General features: G+C 70.3%; 15 protein-coding genes and 1 pseudogene. 6 read left to right on the top strand and 10 right to left on the bottom strand.

Annotation, left to right across the window (positions count from 1 at the left end; genetic code table 11):
• Nucleotides 1-94 precede the first annotated feature (94 nt).
• The 3 genes and pseudogenes from V5E28_RS49580 to V5E28_RS21360 form a co-directional block, all read right to left on the bottom strand.
• A pseudogene (locus tag V5E28_RS49580) lies at nucleotides 95-226 on the bottom strand (three-helix bundle dimerization domain-containing protein); the annotation flags it as partial.
• Nucleotides 227-574: 348 nt separating this feature from the next.
• Nucleotides 575-1,498, bottom strand: coding sequence for a cation diffusion facilitator family transporter (locus tag V5E28_RS21365; protein ID WP_336208746.1), 924 nt, complete (start codon nucleotides 1,496-1,498; stop codon nucleotides 575-577).
• Nucleotides 1,498-2,163: an ArsR/SmtB family transcription factor gene (locus tag V5E28_RS21360; RefSeq protein WP_336208745.1), complete on the bottom strand. Its 666-nt coding sequence runs from the start codon at nucleotides 2,161-2,163 to the stop codon at nucleotides 1,498-1,500. Before V5E28_RS21360 ends, V5E28_RS21365 begins: the two co-directional genes overlap by 1 nt.
• A 263-nt stretch (nucleotides 2,164-2,426) precedes the next feature.
• Between V5E28_RS21360 and V5E28_RS21355 the strand changes: the two genes are divergently transcribed.
• The 4 genes from V5E28_RS21355 (at nucleotide 2,427) to V5E28_RS21340 (ending at nucleotide 6,541) form a co-directional block, all read left to right on the top strand.
• A complete protein-coding gene (locus V5E28_RS21355) occupies nucleotides 2,427-2,852 on the top strand; it encodes a hypothetical protein (protein WP_336208744.1) in 426 nt (141 codons plus the stop codon).
• A 95-nt stretch (nucleotides 2,853-2,947) separates the two neighbouring features.
• Nucleotides 2,948-3,463: a pyridoxal-phosphate dependent enzyme gene (locus V5E28_RS21350; RefSeq protein ID WP_336208743.1), complete on the top strand. Its 516-nt coding sequence runs from the start codon at nucleotides 2,948-2,950 to the stop codon at nucleotides 3,461-3,463.
• Nucleotides 3,464-3,468: 5 nt separating this feature from the next.
• Nucleotides 3,469-4,704, top strand: coding sequence for an MFS transporter (locus V5E28_RS21345; protein ID WP_336208742.1), 1,236 nt, complete (start codon nucleotides 3,469-3,471; stop codon nucleotides 4,702-4,704).
• A gap of 151 nt (nucleotides 4,705-4,855) precedes the next feature.
• On the top strand, nucleotides 4,856-6,541 hold the full coding sequence (locus tag V5E28_RS21340; protein WP_336208741.1) for a PQQ-dependent sugar dehydrogenase: 1,686 nt from the start codon (nucleotides 4,856-4,858) through the stop codon (nucleotides 6,539-6,541).
• A 232-nt stretch (nucleotides 6,542-6,773) separates the two neighbouring features.
• On the opposite strand, the gene V5E28_RS21335 is transcribed toward V5E28_RS21340, so the two are convergent.
• From V5E28_RS21335 to V5E28_RS21320, 4 genes are all read right to left on the bottom strand, one after another.
• Nucleotides 6,774-7,307 (bottom strand): carboxymuconolactone decarboxylase family protein, encoded by a 534-nt coding sequence (locus V5E28_RS21335; RefSeq protein WP_336208740.1) that lies wholly within the window; start codon nucleotides 7,305-7,307, stop codon nucleotides 6,774-6,776.
• 219 nt (nucleotides 7,308-7,526) lie between these two features.
• Nucleotides 7,527-8,012: a hypothetical protein gene (locus V5E28_RS21330; RefSeq protein WP_336208739.1), complete on the bottom strand. Its 486-nt coding sequence runs from the start codon at nucleotides 8,010-8,012 to the stop codon at nucleotides 7,527-7,529.
• Complete coding sequence (locus tag V5E28_RS21325) at nucleotides 8,009-9,478, bottom strand: HAMP domain-containing sensor histidine kinase (RefSeq protein ID WP_336208738.1); 1,470 nt, start codon at nucleotides 9,476-9,478, stop codon at nucleotides 8,009-8,011. Before V5E28_RS21325 ends, V5E28_RS21330 begins: the two co-directional genes overlap by 4 nt.
• A gap of 7 nt (nucleotides 9,479-9,485) precedes the next feature.
• On the bottom strand, nucleotides 9,486-10,160 hold the full coding sequence (locus V5E28_RS21320) for a response regulator transcription factor (RefSeq protein ID WP_336208757.1): 675 nt from the start codon (nucleotides 10,158-10,160) through the stop codon (nucleotides 9,486-9,488).
• Nucleotides 10,161-10,353: 193 nt separating this feature from the next.
• Between V5E28_RS21320 and vanY-N the strand changes: the two genes are divergently transcribed.
• Together vanY-N and V5E28_RS21310 are read left to right on the top strand one after the other, a co-directional pair.
• Nucleotides 10,354-10,926, top strand: a complete 573-nt coding sequence (gene vanY-N / locus V5E28_RS21315) for a D,D-peptidase/D,D-carboxypeptidase VanY-N (RefSeq protein WP_336208737.1) — start codon at nucleotides 10,354-10,356, stop codon at nucleotides 10,924-10,926.
• 119 nt (nucleotides 10,927-11,045) lie between these two features.
• Nucleotides 11,046-13,046 (top strand): ATP-binding protein, encoded by a 2,001-nt coding sequence (locus tag V5E28_RS21310; protein ID WP_336208736.1) that lies wholly within the window; start codon nucleotides 11,046-11,048, stop codon nucleotides 13,044-13,046.
• Nucleotides 13,047-13,087: 41 nt separating this feature from the next.
• Here V5E28_RS21310 and V5E28_RS21305 read toward each other — a convergent pair whose 3' ends face one another.
• The 3 genes from V5E28_RS21305 to V5E28_RS21295 form a co-directional block, all read right to left on the bottom strand.
• Nucleotides 13,088-13,780 carry an aspartate/glutamate racemase family protein gene (locus V5E28_RS21305; RefSeq protein WP_336208735.1) on the bottom strand — a complete coding sequence of 231 codons (693 nt, stop codon included), beginning with the start codon at nucleotides 13,778-13,780 and terminating at the stop codon, nucleotides 13,088-13,090.
• Nucleotides 13,781-13,937: 157 nt separating this feature from the next.
• The gene (locus tag V5E28_RS21300; RefSeq protein ID WP_336208734.1) at nucleotides 13,938-15,317 is read right to left on the bottom strand and encodes a UDP-N-acetylmuramoyl-tripeptide--D-alanyl-D-alanine ligase; all 1,380 of its coding nucleotides are present in this window, start codon (nucleotides 15,315-15,317) and stop codon (nucleotides 13,938-13,940) included.
• On the bottom strand, nucleotides 15,314-16,270 hold the full coding sequence (locus tag V5E28_RS21295; RefSeq protein ID WP_336208733.1) for a D-alanine--D-alanine ligase family protein: 957 nt from the start codon (nucleotides 16,268-16,270) through the stop codon (nucleotides 15,314-15,316). The genes V5E28_RS21300 and V5E28_RS21295 overlap by 4 nt, the downstream gene beginning before the upstream one ends.
• Nucleotides 16,271-16,334: the final 64 nt, after the last annotated feature.

Here is a 16,334-nt window from a genome sequence, read left to right as displayed (position 1 = left end):
GGGCTGACACCGCCCGTATCCGCATCCAGGTCGGAGGCGTTGACTGGAAGTGCCCGGCCATCTGGCCTTCCTCGGGCGTGCAGAGACATCAGCGCTAGGAGGCCGACCGGCGCAGTTCTTCTGTGGCGATCCGCTCGGCGCAGATCGGAACGAAGTCACGGATGGGCCGCCCATCGAAACGGTGGTGGGCCGCCACCACCGCAGAACGTACCCGTTCAGCCGGCCGTCCTGTCCAGGTTCGTGGTGACGCTCACTGGTGCACCATCCTTGTGTCGGTAGTCGAAAGACTGCTGATGCACCCGAGGTGCCGCCGGGCACCGAAGCAGGGGCGATTCCGGCGAAGGTGTCGGTGAAGGCCCGGCCCAGGGTGACGGCGGGGTTGGCGAAGCTGGTGCTGCTGGTGAACCAGTAGGCGCGGCTGGCGAGCAGCAGGTGGCCGAGGCTGCCCAGGGCACCGCGGCGTCGCCCTGCTGCTGAGGCATACCGCGCGGCCGGCGTGCTCGGGCGAATGCTCATCGAGCTTGAACTCCAGCCCGAGCCGCGTACGTCGTCAAAGCGGGCTGGCGTACCGGGGTCACCAGCCCAGTTCGTCGCAGCCGTGGTGGTCGGCCGGTTCGACCTGCAGGGTGGCGTGGGCGACACCGTGGCGTCGGCGTAGCAGGTCGCGCGCCTGGTCCAGGACCGCGTGGTTGTCGCCGGAGTCGCCGGTGACCAGGTGGGCGGTGGCGACGTTCATGCCCGAGGTCAGCGTCCACAGGTGCAGGTCATGCACGTCGCGGACGCCGTCAATGGCGGCCAGGTCGGCGGCGACGGCGGTGGCGTCGAGACCTTCGGGGACGTGCTGGCCGAGGACTGCGAACACCTGGCGGGCGAGGGCGACGGCGCGGACGGCGACGAAGACGCCGATGGCCAGCGCGATGAGGGTGTCCCAGAACGCCTGGCCGGTGGCGGCCACCAGGGCGCCCGCGGCGATGACGCCGACCGACCCGGCGGTGTCGGCCACGACCTCCAGGTAGGCGCCCTTGACGTTGAGGCTCTCGCTCGCGCCTGAGCGCAGCAACAGCAGGGCGACGAGGTTGACGGCCAGGCCGATGGCACCGACGACGATCATCGGCCCGGAGGAGACCTCGGCTGGGCCGCCGATGCGTCCGATGGCCTCGATGACCACGTACAGAGCGACGACCAGCATCAGCACGACAGCGAGCAGCGAGGCGAACACCTCGGCCCGGTAGGAGCCGTAGCTGCGCCGGCCGGTGGTGTCGGGGCGGACGGCGATCCTGGTCGCGACCAGCGCGGCGCCGAGCGTGACGACGTCGGCGGCCATGTGGCCGGCGTCCGACAGCAGCGCCAGCGAGCCGGAGAGCAGGCCGAACGCGAGCTCGACCACGAAGAACGCGCCGATCAGGGCGAAGGAGACCGCCAGCCGCCAGCGGTGACGAGTGCCCGCGTGCCCGTCCCCATGTCCATGTCCGTGTCCGTGCCCGTGTCCGGTGCCCATCACGGTGTCCCGTCGCGCTCGGGGTGGATGGCGTCGGTGTGCTCGGTGTGGGCGAGCGCCAGGTCGAGCAGCATCCGAACGTGTGGATCCGCCAGCCGGTAGTAGGCCATCCGGCCGGCGCGGCGCGCGGCGACGATGCGGTGCGCGCGCAGCAGACGCAGGGCGTGGGAGACGGCGGACTCGCTCTGGCCCGTCACCGCGGCGAGGTCGCACACGCACAGTTCGCCGTCCAGCAGGGCGACCAGCAGCCGCAGTCGGCCGGGGTCGGACAGCAGGCCGAAGACGTCGGCCGTGTCGGTGAGATCGTCCAGGGCGGGCATCCGCTCACGCACGGCGGCGACCCGCTCTGCGTCGACGACCTTGACGGGACAGCCGTCCACGGCCAACACACCCTCATCTGAAGAGCTGTTCATATGTGCAAGATTGGGATGATTCAGATCACCTGTCAAGTGCGATGGGTGTTCACCTGCGCGGTGGAACTGCCTGGCCACAGTGCCCCAGAAGCGCTCGTCTCGGGCCAGTTGCTCGGGAGCGACACCGTGCGGCACGGTCAGCTCGTTCGACAGCGGTGTCTCGGTCGTGGCGGGGCGGGGCACGGGGCGAGACAGGGCGCCGGCGGCCAGCATGCCGAGCCCGGCGACGATCCGGCGTCTTGACAGGGTCATAGAGCACTCCACCTGATATCAGCGGCATTCACCAGCGGCACCCATGTCCACTGCGCTTTGCCAGTGTGGCCGATATTTCGTACGGCACGACGTTCCTATTCTTCGTGTCGGCGAATACGGCTCGAATGGCGGGACATGGCGCGGATGACACACAACCCCGTGATCATCGTCGGTGCGCCCGACGTGCCGCCTAAAGGCGCAGCCTTTACCGGAAGCTTTGCTATTGCTGAGCGCGTCCAGCCGGCTCGCGGGCATTACCACTCGTGATGCTCGCGACACGAACAGCCCCCATCCGCCGCTCGGCCGTATCCGGTGCCGGTCGGCTGGTGGCGCATGCGGTGCTCGCGATCACTTTGGTGGTCAGTGTGGTGTTCGCTCACGGCGGCGCCTGCGCGGCGGTGGAGCTGTCGGAGCCCATCGCCCATAGCACTCACCTGGCAGACGGCGGTCTCGCAGCCGCCGAGCAGGGCGCACGGTGCTTGCATCGTGAGCTGCCGGCGGGCCACCAGCATGGGACCGAACAGGACTGCTCGGCGATCAAGCCGACCGGCACCCCGATTCCCGTGATCGAGCTTGCGGCTCTGTCCGTCAATTGCCCTCACCTTGCCGCCGAGACTTCGTCAGCTCTGGCGGACACCTGCCGCCTTACGGCACCCTGTTGGGAAAATCTCTGCGTGATGCGCATATAGGACTCGTGGCCTTCATCAATCTGCCCGCTGTCCGCCGAGGTTCGCGGTCATCCCGTCACGCCGCGAATCGCGTCACTCACTTCAGGGATTCACCAATGTCATCGCAAGCGACTTTCGCGCGCCCGCAACAGGCGCCATCCGTCGGCTATTCCGCGCTTTCTCTCACGGTCGGCAATACGCCACTGGCCTTCATTTCCGGGCCGTTCGTGCCGGGCGGTGGAGGTTTCTGGGCCAAGCTCGAAGGCTTCAATCCGGGCGGCATCAAGGACCGCCCCGCCCTGCACATGGTGCGTCAGGCCCGGGCTCGGGGAGACCTCCAGCCAGGCTCGACGATCATCGAGTCGACCAGCGGCACTCTGGGGCTCGGCCTGGCCCTGGCCGGTATCGTCTACGGCCATCCGGTGGTGCTGGTGGGAGACCCCGGTATGGAGCCGCTGATGTGCCGGCTGCTGGCCTCCTACGGTGCGCGCTTGGAGATCGTCACCGAGCCGCACCCGATCGGCGGCTGGCAGCAGGGCCGCCGTGAGCGGCTGCGCGTACCGGCCGAGCGGGAAGTGCACCGCTGGACACGCTGCACCGACGTGAGCGACCCGCTGGCAGGTCAGCGGTGAGGGGCGTGCTGGCCGAGTTCCGCTCCTTCGACCGGCCGATCCAGCTCCTGCAGATCAACCAGGCGGGCATCAACCTCGGCTTCTACATGCTCATGCCCTACCTCGCCCAGCATCTGTCCACCGGCGCGGGCCTGGCCGCCTGGACGATCGGGCTGATCCTGGGGTTGCGCAGCTTCAGCCAGCAGGGCCTGTTCCTGATCGGCGGCACCCTGGCGGACCGGCTCGGTTACAAGCCGCTGATCATGCTCGGGTGCGCGTTGCGGACCGTCGGGTTCGCCCTGTTCGGGCTGACAACGTCGCTGCCACTGCTCATCTTGGCCGCCGTCGTCACAGGGTTCGCCGGAGCGCTGTTCAACCCCGCGGCCCGGGCCTATCTCGCGTGCGAGGCCGGCGAGCGCAAGGTGGCGGCGTTCGCCGTGTTCAACGTGTTCTACCAGGGCGGCATCCTGCTCGGCCCGCTGGCCGGCATCGCGCTGCTGAACGGCGGGTTCACCGCCGTGTGCCTGTCCGCCGCGGCGGTCTTCGCGGTGCTGACCGTCCTGCAGGGCCTGTGCCTTCCGATCCGGCGTGGCCCTGCGGGAGAGCGTCGGCCTGTGCTGTGCGACTGGCGGCAGGCGTTCGGGGATCGGGCCTTCGTCTCCTTCGCCGCGGCGATGATCGCCTCGTACGCGCTGTCGTATCAGATGTATCTGGCGCTGCCGCTGGAGGTGGACCGCCTCGGCGGCGGCGAAGAGGGGGTGATGGCGCTGTACGCGATCTCGGCGCTGGTCGGTATCGCCGCCCAGGTGCGCCTGACCGCCTGGTGCTCGGCCCGGTGGCGCCGCGGCCAGGCGATCAGCCGCGGCCTGGCCCTGATGGGACTCGCGTTCCTGCCACCCGCAGCGGTGGCGCACCTGCCTTTTCCGCCGGTGTGGGCCCTGGTGTCCATCGTGGCGTGCACCCTGCTGCTCACCGTGGGCACGCTGGTCGCTTTCCCGTTCGAGATGGCCACCATCGCCGACATGGCCGGGGATCGGCTGATCGGCACCTACTACGGGCTGTACAACCTGCTGTCCGGCGTCGGCCTCCTGGCCGGAAACCTGCTGGCCGGGGCTCTGGTGGACGTGGCTCGCTCGCGCGGGCTGGCCGGCCTGCCGTGGCTGCTGCTGGCTGTGGCGGGGCTGACCTCGGCACTGGCCGTCAGGCGGTTGGATCGGCGTGACCGGCTGCCCTCGGCTGGTCAGGTGCCCGCCGCCATCTGACCAGGAAACGCCGGCTCTGATTGAAAGTTTCACGGGTCGGTCGCCAGTTCTCCCAGATGGCGAGGATCCGGCCGGGGCGACGATTGAGGGATGAGGGGCTGTACGCCTACGGTGCTGACATCCGTACGGTGACCCCGTCAAGGAGTCCGTCATGCGTCTGCCAGCCGCTCTGGCCGCGATCCTGGCCCTGCTCGCCACGACGATCCACGCGCCCGCAGCGCACGCGCAGGTCGTGGGCGGGTTCGACTTCTCCAGGGCGGAGGTGTCCGTCACCGGGTTGCAGGTGCCCTGGGCGATGGCGTTCCTGCCGGACGGCAGCGGCCTCGTGTCCGAGCGCAACACGGGACGGATCATGCAGGTCCGCCCGGGACAGACGCCCAGCGCGGTGGCCACGATCAGCGGGGTCAGCGCGTCGGGGGAGAGCGGGCTGCTCGGCCTGGCGGTGTCGCCGACGTACGCGCAGGACGGCTACGTGTACGCGTACTTCACCAGCACCGCCGGCGACAACCGCCTGGTCAGGTTGACGCTCAGCGCGCCGCAGACCCAGACCGTGATCTTCTCCGGGGTGCCCAGCGCGACGATCCACGACGGCGGCCGGATCGCGTTCGGTCCTGACGGCATGCTGTACGTGGCGACCGGCGACGCCGGCAACACCGCCAACGCGCAGAACCTCAACACGCCCGCCGGCAAGATCCTGCGCATGACCCCGACCGGCGGGATCCCCTCGGACAACCCGTTCTCCGGGTCTCGGGTCTGGAGCTACGGACACCGCAACGTGCAGGGCCTGGCCTGGGACGCGCAGGGCAGGATGTACGCCACCGAGTTCGGCCAGAACACCTGGGACGAGGTCAACCAGATCGTGGCCGGCGGCAACTACGGCTGGCCCACGTGCGAGGGCAACTGCGGCAACAGCTCCTTCCGCAGCCCGATCGTCACCTGGACGACGGCCGAGGCCTCCCCCAGCGGGCTGGCGTACGCCAACGACACGCTGTTCGCGGCGGCGCTGCGCGGCCAGCGGATCTGGGCGGTGCCGCTGACCAGCGGTGGGACGGCGGGGACGCCGGTCGCCGAGTTCAGGTCGGCCTACGGACGGCTGCGCGCGGTCGCGGTCGGGCCCGACGGATGGCTGTGGGTGGCCACCAGCAACCGGGACGGACGCGGCACGCCGGTGGCGCAGGACGACCGCATCATCCGCGTACCGAGGGCGACCAGCGGCAACGACACGAGCCCGCCCACGACGCCCGGCACCCTGTCCGCGTCGGGCACCACGGCGAGCGCGATCACGCTGGCGTGGGGCGCCTCGACCGACAACGTGGGCGTGAGCGGCTACGACGTCCTGCGCGCGCCGGGGGCGTCGGGCGGCTCGTTCGCGCAGATCGGCACGTCGGCCACGGCCTCGTACACGGACGGGGGGCTGGCCTCGAGCACCACGTTCCGCTACCAGGTCCGCGCCCGCGACGCGGCCGGCAACGTCTCCCCCCTGTCCAACACGGTCACCGTCACGACCGGCTCGGGCGGCGGCGGCACGGGCGGCTGCACGGTGACGCCCACGACCCAGACCCAATGGGGCACCGGGTACGTCATCCAGCCCGTAACGGTCGCCAACTCCGGTACGTCGGCGATCAACGGCTGGACGGTGACCCTGACCCTGCCTGTCGGGCACGCCCTCACCGGGTCGTGGAACGCCACGCCGACCACCAGCGGGCAGACGGTGACCTTCCGCAACGCCGGGCACAACGGCGCGCTCGCGCCCGGCCAGAGCACCACGTTCGGCTTCCAGGCCACCCGGCCCGCGGGGAACACCCAGGCGCCGGCCGGCTACACGTGCGCGGCCTAGGAAGCGTCTTCATGGAGAAGCCGCGGTCGTTACTGCCCGCGTCTGGAGCAACTGGCAGGTGGTGGATGTAGTCGGCACGGCGGAGTGCTGTGGAGGTACCGCGGACGCGATGGGACGATCGGTCGATGCCCGGGCGACACGCACCCGCCGATCAGTGCGAGGACGCAGGAGCGTCGGCGCCGCGCGTGCGGGCCCCTCTTCTGCGTGTCGTAATAGTGCGGGCTTTCGTTTCTCAGCACCGGCTCACCGGGTGGCGGTCATCTGTCCGTGCTCCACGCGCTGAGTGGGCTACCGGTAACCCCGCTTGAGCAGGTACTTGGCTCCTGCCTCGAAGACCGGCGGCCAGCACCTCCCGCACGTCCTCGGCGCTGACCTTTCCCTCCCGGGTCAGCTTGCCGAGCATCCGCAGTGTTGCACGCAGCGGCTCTGCGACAGGGGCCGATTCCAGGTCGGCCAGCACCGCCGCGACTCGTGGCCCGTCCTGGTACGCCTGCCTTGCGGTCGCGGTGTGCGCGCCGACGCAGAACGCGGATTCGTTCACCTTGGACACGTAGGCCGCCATCAACTCCCGGTCGCCCACCGACCAGGCGGACGGCCCGCGCATCGCCTCGTGGGTGAACTCCTTGGCCCGGGCGCCGTAGAAATCGGGCCGGTAGTAGACCAGCTTGGCGGCGTCCGGTACCGGGTGCCCGGAGAACAGAAGGATGAGCGCGAACAGCAGCTTGGTTCCGGGGCCATAACCGTGGTTGAGGACGTCAAGGCGCATGATTCGGCCTCCCCTCGGCGGTCGCCTCGGCCAGGGCCGCCAGTCCCGCTTCAAACAGCCGGGCGGACTGACCGACCGCAGCGCATACCACCAACTCGAAAAGCTGCTCCTCGGTGCAGCCCGACGCCTTCGCCGCAGCCAAGTCCTCCTCAGTGACCTGCGCCGGCCTCTCGGCGATCTTGCCGATCAGCGCGCCGGCTCGGAAGGCGCCGAAGAGGGTTACCCCGGGCAGTTCCGGGGGCCGACGCTCTGCCCTGCACCGATGACGGTGACCTGGGCGGGGCGTTCCGACGCCGCGGCGGCGGCCGTGCACACGATCTGCTCGACGGCCAGTGCGGACAGTTCGTCGGCCGGAGTGGACAGAGTCACCACCAAGTCGCGGCCCGGCATGGCGGTCACCGTGAACGGGCCGGCTTCGGGCGGGACGTCGGTGGTGAGTCCGTGCGCCTGTTCCCTCGCGGTGGGTCCGGCTGCCAGCAGCGCGAGCGTGTCCGCCTGGAACAGCGGACCACCAACGGGCCGCGTCACCGCGCTGAGTCGGTCGTTCTCGACCAGGTAGAGGGTGATCGTGGTGATTGGTTCGACGGCTCCGCTCGGCGGGTCGCCGGCGGGGATGACGTCGCTGGGCCGCACGCCGCAGCCGGCCACGGCGACGAGCGATATGAGGCCCGCGGCGAGCACGCGGCGGGCGAGCCCGGTTCTCACTCGGGGCCTCCGTCCGGATCGTGTGCCTGGCGTGGCAGGCGCAGCGTGAAGACGGCGCCGCCGTCCGGGGCGTTGGTGACGGTGAGGTCGCCTCGGTGCAGGCGCGCGTTCTCCCGCGCGATGGCGAGGCCGAGACCGCTGCCCTCGGACCTGGCCCTGGCCGCGTTGGCCTTGTAGAACCGGTCGAACACGTGCGGCAGCACCGCTTCGTCCAGCCCCGGTCCGTGGTCGCGGACCTCGAGAGCGATCCAGTGCGGGTCGGCGGAAAGCCGTACCGACACCGGTGGTTCGCCGTGCCGCAGGGCGTTGCCGACCAGGTTCGCGAGGATGACGTCCACTCGGCGCGGGTCCAGCCGTGCCGTCACCGCGGGTGGAAGCTCGGTGTGCACCGGCTCCGACCAGCCCCGGGCATGCAAGGTCGAGCGCACCAGCTCGGCCACGTCGACCTCGTTCAGCACGAGGCCCGCGACGCGGGAGTCGAACCTGCTGATCTCGATGAGGTCGTTCACCAGCCCGGTGAGGTTGAGCGTCTCCTGGCTGACCAGCCTGGCCGCCCTGCCGGCGGGCTCGGGCAGCCCGGCCGCCTCCTCGTCGAGGACGTCGGCGACCGCGGCGAGCGCGGCCAGCGGGGTGCGCAGCTCGTGGGACACGTCGGCCACGAACCGGCGGGCGTCGGCCTCCATCTCGCGGAGCTGCTTGACGTGCCGTTCCAGCTCCGCGGCGGTGTTGTTGAACGTGCGTGCCACGTCGGCCAGCTCATCGGAGCCGCTGACCGCGATCCTGGTCCGCAGCTCGCCCTCGCCCAGCAGGCGTGCCGCCCGGCCGAGCTCGCGCACCGGGCGCAGCACGCCACGGGTGGCCAGCAACGCGAGGACGACCGCGAACGCCAGGGCCGCCCCGCCGGTGAGCCAGGCGCGCGCGGCGAGCCTGTCGATGCTGCGCTGTTCGGGAAGCAGGCTGCGCACGGTGTAGACCTCGATGCCGGACACCCGCGTCGTCCGGTCCCGCTCGACGATCAGCAACGGCGCGCCGATGATCAGGAAGGGCTCGCCCTGCCACACCACGCGTTGCCACGCGACTTCGCCGCCGGCCACCACCTGCCGCAGCCCCGGTGAAATCACCCCGAGATCCAGGATCGGCGGGTTCCCGCCCGGCCTCCCGCATCCCAGCCGGCCGGACGGCGAGTGCGCCTCGTGGTAGACGGCGACCGCGAAGCTGCACCGGTCGGTCACAGTGCGGGCGATCTCGTCGAGTTCGGCCGGGCCCGGCGCCGGACTCCGCAACGGGAAGAGCGCCTCCAGGCGGCTTCTCATCGCCTGCACCGCCGCATCCTGGGTCCGCTGCAGGATGTCGTTGCGGGCCAGGACGTAGATCCCGCCGGCCACCGCCGCCGCGGTGACCACACACAGCAGTGCGAACGCGAACAACAGCCGGGCACGCAGCCCCAGGCTCGGCCGAGGCGTCACCGGCGGCTCACACCGGCCCGAACCGGTACCCGAACCCACGCACCGTCTGCACGTAGACGGGCGCCGCCGAGTCGACCTCGATCTTCGCGCGCAACCTCTGCACGCACGCGTCCACGAGACGCGAGTCGCCGAAATACCCGTGCTCCCACACCGACTCCAGCAGCTGCTGACGGCTGTGCACCCGGCCCGGCGTGCCGGAGAGCTCGAGCAGCAGGCGCAGCTCGGTCGGGGCGAGGCTGACCGGCACGCCGCGGTTGGCGACTACCAGCCCGGCCCGATCGATGGTCAGGTCCCCGTGCCGCTCCAGCTCCGCCTGGTCCCGGCCGATCCGCCGGAGCACCGCGCGAATGCGTGCCTCGAGCACCCTGGGCTGCACCGGCTTGACCACGTAGTCGTCGGCGCCCGCCTCCAACCCGGCCACCACGTCGATGTCGTCGCCGCGCGCGGTCAGCATGATGATCGGTACCTCTCCGGCTGCCCGGATGCGGCGGCAGACCTCGAACCCGTCGATGCCAGGCAACATCAGATCGAGCACGACGACGTCGGGAAGGTCCGCACGCAGCCGGTCCAGCCCCTGCTCGCCGGACTCCACCGCGCGCACCCGGTGCCCGTGCCGGGTCAGGGCCAGCTCGAGGCCCTCCCGCACGGCCGGGTCATCCTCGATCAACAACACCCGCGACACGCCGCCGAGTATCAACAGCACGCTCCGTAAACTCGTCCGCCGGTCAACCCCATCCACTGTCGGCGGGCTGTGTCCCCGCCTCGTCCGCGTCGTGTCATGGTTGTGTCACGGTCGCACCGGCGGTGGCCGCCGTCGACAAACGGTGACATGCGGCGGACAACGCACGCATATTCGGCGCCAATCGTAGTTCGTCATGGACGAACCACGCACCATCCCACCTCGGCCCCGGGACCGGCTGTACGCCGCGGTCACGCTGGTGCTCGCCGTGCTCCTGCTGCCCGTGGCGTTCGTTCGCCGTCCCGGCCGCGCCCGCGAACTGGCCTGCCGCTGGGCGTTACGGATGCGATTCCCCGCCGAGGACCTCACCGGGCTCACCGACGGCGCCATGGCGGCGTTCGTCGCGGCACGCACCGAGGCGCTCTGGCGTCACGGCCAGCTCATCGGCCTCACCTCGGGATACCGCGATCCTCTTGTCCAACTACGGATGTTCGACGAGGAGGTGCGCCGCTCCGGCTCCCCGGCCCTGGCACGAATGCTCGTGTTACCACCGGCGGAATCCAACCACGTCAAGGGCATCGCGCTGGACGTGCGCCCCCACGAAGGCGCGCGCTGGCTCGAGGAACACGGCGCCCGCTACGACCTCTACCGCATCTACGACAACGAATGGTGGCACTTCGAGCACCGCCCAGACAGCGGCGGCACGCCACCACGACGACGGCCCCACCCCGGCGTGGGCCACGTCGTCGGGAACTGGGACCAGCTGTAGCCCAGGTCCGGGTCCACCCATGTAATCGCTCGGGCGTTCGGAGAGGGGTCAGGGGCATGTCATCGGGGAGTAACAGAAAGTCCGGATCGCTGGGATGGCGCCTGCAAGCAGCGCGCGAGATGGCGTTCGTGGGGCGGGAGGAAGAGCTCGCGGTCTTCAACGCGGCGTTGTACGGCGGCGGCTGCAGCGTTCTGTACGTGCACGGTCCCGGCGGCATCGGGAAGTCGGCCCTGTTGCGGCGGTTCGCTTACGAGGCGGCGGTGGCGGGGCGGCCGGTGTCCATGGTGGACGGGGGCATGCTGGAGCCGTCGCCCGCGGCGTCCGAGCCTGAGGCCGAGCTGGTGCTTCGCGATGCGGACGCGGTGCTGCTGGTCGACAACTTCGAACGAATTCAGGGCTTGGAGGGATGGCTGCGCGAGCGGTTCCTGCCGCGGGTGCCCTTGGGAGTGCTGGTGGTGATCGCGGGGCGAAACCCTCCGGATATGCGGTGGCAGGTGGATCCGGGATGGGCGGGGGCGCTGGAGGTGCTGCCGCTGCGCGACCTGCGGGCCGGAGATGCGCAGGCCCTGATGGACTCCTCCGGGGTGCCGGCCGAGTTGCGCGAGCCGCTGCTGGCCTTCGCCGGTGGTCATCCGCTGGCGCTGCTGCTGGGGGCGGCCGTGGCGGTGAAGGACGGCGGGGCCGGCAGGCGGTGGATGCCGAATCAGGACGTGGTGGCCACGTTGCTGGATCAGCTGGTGGGCGAGTTGCCTTCGGCGGCGCATCGGCAGGCTCTGGAGATCTGCGCGCATGCGTACATGACGACGGAGGACCTGCTGCGGGCGGCCTTGCCGGAGGACGCCGGGACGTTGTTCCGGTGGTTGCGGCGGTTGCCGTTCGTGGAGTCGAGCAGTCTCGGGCTGTTTCCGCATGACGTGGTGCGGGAGGTGCTGGAGGCGGACCTGCGATGGCGGGATCCCGAGGGGTACGCGGTGATGCACGACCGCATTCATGCGCATCTGGCGGAGAGGGTGCGCACGGCGAGCGATGTGGACGTGCTCGGCGCGGTGGCGGCACTGCTCTACCTGCATCGCGACAACGGGGCGCCGGCCGGTTTCCACGGCCGCCACGACGAGGGCGAGTTCCAGGAAGAGGCGTTGCGGGAGGAGGACGTCGGCACGTTGCTCCGGGTGGCGACGGCAGCGGAGGGTGCGGCGTCCGCGGGCTGTGCCGCCTTCTGGGCGGAACGTCAGCTGGAGGCGTTCCGGCTGTATCGGCGGACTGAAACCGGCGAGCCCGTGGCTTTCTCCGCGTGGTTGCGGTTGGCGGAACTCGATGAGGAGGAGCTGACGGCCGATCCCGTCGTGGCCATGGCGTGGGCGCATGCGCGTGCCACCACGCCGTTGCGCGCCGGTGAACATCTGGCGGTCAGCCGGCTTTGGGCGCTGCCGCCGTATCGCGGGAACTCGCCGGTGATGGATTTGATCCAGTGGCGAATGATCGGCAACTGTTTACGGTCCGAGCGGATGGCATGGTCATATATCGAGATACGGCATCCGAACCACGCGTGGGTGGAGCATCTACGGCGGCATTACGGGATGCGTGACATCTCCGAGCGGCCACGGCCGGGGGATGACGCGTACACCCTGTTCGTTCATGACTGGCGCGCGGTGCCGGCGCAGGCGTGGCTGGAGCGGATGGACCGACTGCTCGTCGCGGGGCCTGCCAGCCCGAGTGCCGCGACGGCGAAACTGGCGGTGCTGTCCCAGGCGGAGTTCGCCGAGGCGGTTCGCAAGGCGTTGCGCCAGTTGTCGCGGCTGGACGCGCTGGCCGCTTCCCCACTGACGCGCACCAGGCTGATCGCCGAGCGGGCCGGGCAGAACCCGGCCACGGCACTGGGTGACCTGCTACGCCAGGCGATCGACGACCTGCGTGCGGATCCGCGCTCGGTCAAGTTCCACCGGGCGCTGTCCGTCACGTTCCTCCGCAGCACGCCCACCCAGGAGCTGGCCGCGGAACGACTCGGCCTCCCTTTCACCACCTACCGCCGCCATCTGACGGCCGGCATCGGACGGGTCTGCGCCGACCTGTGGCACCGGGAGCTGTATGGCACCGACGCTCCGGCGTACCGATCCACCTGAGCCGCCACATCGTGCCCACAACGAACGCGACCGAGGGCGTGTCAGCCGGCAAGCGCGAAGCCGGCCGCCGCCTCCGCGTGCAGTCGAGCGCTCGGCAGCACCGGGATGGCGCTGTCCTTCTCACTGATCAGCAGCTCGATCTCCGTGCAGCCGAGGATGACGCCTTCAGCGCCGTCGTCTGCCAAATCATCGATGATCTGGGCGTACGCGTCCCTGGACGATTGCCGGAGCACCCCGCGCACCAGTTCGTCGAAGATCACGCGATGGACCAGTTCCCGCTGCTCGCGCCGCGGGACGACCACGTCGAAGCCGTGGGCGGCCAGCCGATCCCGGTAGAAGGGCTGCTCCATGGTGAAGTGAGTGCCCAGCAGACCGACCTTGCGCATGCCCCTGGCGCGGATCTCGGCGCCCAGGGCGTCGGCGATGTGCAGCACGGGCACGCTCACGGCCCGCTCCACGTCGTCGCTCACCCGGCTGAAGGTGTTGCTGCAGACGAGCAGGAGGTCGGCGCCGAGATCCTCCAGTTTCCTGCCCGCACCGGTCAGCAGCGTACTCACCCCGTCCCAGCGGTCGGCGAAGATGAGGTCCTCGACGGTCGTGTAGTCGACCGACCAGATGAGGCTGTTGGCGGAATGGCTGCCGCCGAGTCGCTCGCGTACCCGCTGGTTGATGATCTGGTAGTAGATCACCGTCGATTCCCAGCTCAACCCGCCGATGAGACCGATAGTGCGCATGGAACTCCGTTTCGCCAGCTTGTGCCGGCAGGCTAGGCGGAGCGCCTGCTCATTCAGAAGACCAAAAGCTGTTCAGTCGTTCCGGCCGTTGGGCGACCGGCTGGTCCGCCGAACGGACGCAGGTCGCGGTCGTCGCGGCGAGGCGATGCGCCAACGGTCAGGCGCCTGCCAGCGCACGGGCGCAGGCGCCGAGCCCGATCTCGCTGGAGGCCTTGACGAACACCACGTCTCCCGGTTCGACAAGCGCGGTGGCCAGCCTGAGGGCCCCGGCCACGTCCTCGACGGCATGGACGGCCACGCCCTGGTTCGAGGACTCCGCTGCCTCCGCCATCGCGAGCGGATCCCCTGCTCCGACCGCGATCAGCACGTCGAAGCGGAGGTCGGCGACGAGCCTGCCCATCTCCGCGTGCCGGGCGCGGGAGGCGTCCGCCTGCTGCCCCATCGCGCCGAGCACGGCGACGGTACGACGGGTGCCGGCCAGGGCCTTCACGGCCCGCAGCCCGGCCCGCATGGATTCGGGGCTGGCGTTGTAGGCGTCGTTGACGATGGTGATGCCGTCAGGTCGTTCGACGATCTCCAGCCGGCCCGCGGAGCGCCGCCGTGCGGCGTTCAGCCCATCGGCGATCTCGGCGACGCCCAGGCCGAGTGCGGTGGCGACGGCGGCGGCGGCCAGGGCGTTGCTCACCTGGTGCTCGCCGATGAGGTCGAGCTCGACCGGGGCGCGGCCGGAGGGCGTCACCAGCTCGAACGCGGTTCGCGCGCGGTCGGCCATCCGCACGTCTTCGGCTCGCACCCGCGCCTCCGCCGACCTGCCGTACAACAGGATCTGGGCCCTGGTGCGGCCGGCCATGCCCATGACGTACGGGTCGTCGGCGTTGAGCAGGGCGAACCCGTCCGCCGGAAGTGCCTCGACCAGCTCGCCTTTGGCCTCGGCCACGTCGGCCGGCCCGACTCCCATCCGCTCCACATGTGCGGTGCCGACATTGAGCACCAGCCCGACCTGGGGCGGTGCGAGCCCGGTCAGGTACGTCAGGTCGCCCTTCCGGCCCGCACCCATTTCCAGCACGAGGTATCGGGTGGTGGCATCGGCACGCAGCACGGTGAGCGGCAGCCCGAGCTCGTTGTTGAACGACTTGTCGGTGGCGACCGTCGCGGCGTGCCGTTCGAGCACCTGGGCCAGCAGGTCCTTGGTCGTGGTCTTGCCCACGGAGCCGGTCAGGCCGATCACGGTCGGGCTGATGTGTTCGAGCAGGTGCCTGGCCAGCAGGCCGATCGCGAGCTGGACGTCGTCGACCACGAGGGCGGGCACGCCGACGGGCCTGGAGGCCAGCACGGCGACCGCGCCGCCCGCGATGGCAACGGCCGCGTAGTCGTGACCGTCAACGCGGGCGCCGACCGTCGCGGCGAACAGGCCGCCGGGCACCACCTCGCGGGAGTCGACCGCCGAGGGCGCCGTCACCGGCGCCTGCGGGTCACGCACGTCATGCAGGCTTGCGCCGACGACCTGCGCGATCTTGTTCAGCGTCATGGGGATCATGAGCCGCTCCTGGCGAACGCGAGGTCGATGAGGCGGCGCAGCAGGTCCGGGTACGGGACACCGCTTGCGGCCCAGGCCCTGGCGTAGACGGAACGGGAGGTGAAGCCGGGCATGGTGTTGATCTCCAGCACGTAAAGGCGTCCCGTGTCCTCCTCATAGAGGAAGTCGACACGGGACAGGCCGTAGCCGCCGATCGCCCGGAAGGCGCGCAGGGCCAGCTCGCGCACGTCCTCGGCCACCCGTTCCGGCAGCGCGACAGGGATGACGGCGATCTCGGCCCGGCTGAGGTACTTGGCCTCGTAGTCGAGCCAGTCGCCGGGCACGATGAGCTCGCCGGGCACCGAAGCATCCGGAGTGTCGTAGCCGCCGAGCACGCCGCAGATGACCTCGCGCGCGGTCACGCCCTGCTCGACGACGACCACCCGGTCGTAGGCCAGCGCCAGATCTACGCCCGCGCGCAGCTCCTCCATGGAGGTGACACGTGAGATGCCGACGGAGGAGCCCATGTTGGCCGGTTTGACGTACATCGGCCAGTCGAGCGACTTCACCAGACCCCAGTAGTCGGTGGTGGTGCGCCATTGGTGCTCGGTGAACCACACATGTGGGGTGACCGGAATGTCCTCAGCCAGGAACGTGCGCCGCATCGCGACCTTGTCCATGGCCACGGCAGAGGCCAGGACGCCGCAGCCCACGTACGGGATGCCCAGCGTCTCCAGGTGACCCTGGACGACGCCGTCCTCACCGAACGGCCCGTGCAGCACGGGGAAGACCACATCCGCCAGCTCGCGTCGCAGCTCCACCGGCCACCTGCCCTGCCGGTCGATGACGACGGGGACGGGCTCGTACAGATCCCTCGGCAGAGCATCGAGCACGGCCTGCGCCGACTGCAGCGACACCTCGTGCTCGGCGGACGGCCCACCCGCCAGCACGGCCACGCGTACGCGTTCGGTCACGATCGATCAGCCTTCCTCGGTGGCATGGAGACGGCACCGCCAGCGGCACGGGGTTCGCCGTCGC

The sequence above is a fragment of the Nonomuraea sp. LPB2021202275-12-8 genome (genome assembly GCF_037044575.1).
Classification (GTDB): domain Bacteria; phylum Actinomycetota; class Actinomycetes; order Streptosporangiales; family Streptosporangiaceae; genus Nonomuraea.
The sequence above is the reverse complement of the archived record's forward strand: the minus strand, read 5'-3'. Positions and strand labels throughout refer to the sequence as shown.

Coding starts and splice junctions, on each gene's coding strand:
- V5E28_RS21340 (WP_336208741.1), top strand. CDS start 4,856: ATGCGTCTGCCAGCCGCTCTGGCCGCGATCCTGGCCCTGCTCGCCACG.
- V5E28_RS21335 (WP_336208740.1), bottom strand. CDS start 7,307: ATGCGCCTTGACGTCCTCAACCACGGTTATGGCCCCGGAACCAAGCTG.
- vanY-N (WP_336208737.1), top strand. CDS start 10,354: ATGGACGAACCACGCACCATCCCACCTCGGCCCCGGGACCGGCTGTAC.
- V5E28_RS21310 (WP_336208736.1), top strand. CDS start 11,046: ATGGCGTTCGTGGGGCGGGAGGAAGAGCTCGCGGTCTTCAACGCGGCG.
- V5E28_RS21305 (WP_336208735.1), bottom strand. CDS start 13,780: ATGCGCACTATCGGTCTCATCGGCGGGTTGAGCTGGGAATCGACGGTG.
- V5E28_RS21360 (WP_336208745.1), bottom strand. CDS start 2,163: ATGACCCTGTCAAGACGCCGGATCGTCGCCGGGCTCGGCATGCTGGCC.
- V5E28_RS21365 (WP_336208746.1), bottom strand. CDS start 1,498: ATGGGCACCGGACACGGGCACGGACACGGACATGGACATGGGGACGGG.
- V5E28_RS21300 (WP_336208734.1), bottom strand. CDS start 15,317: ATGATCCCCATGACGCTGAACAAGATCGCGCAGGTCGTCGGCGCAAGC.
- V5E28_RS21350 (WP_336208743.1), top strand. CDS start 2,948: ATGTCATCGCAAGCGACTTTCGCGCGCCCGCAACAGGCGCCATCCGTC.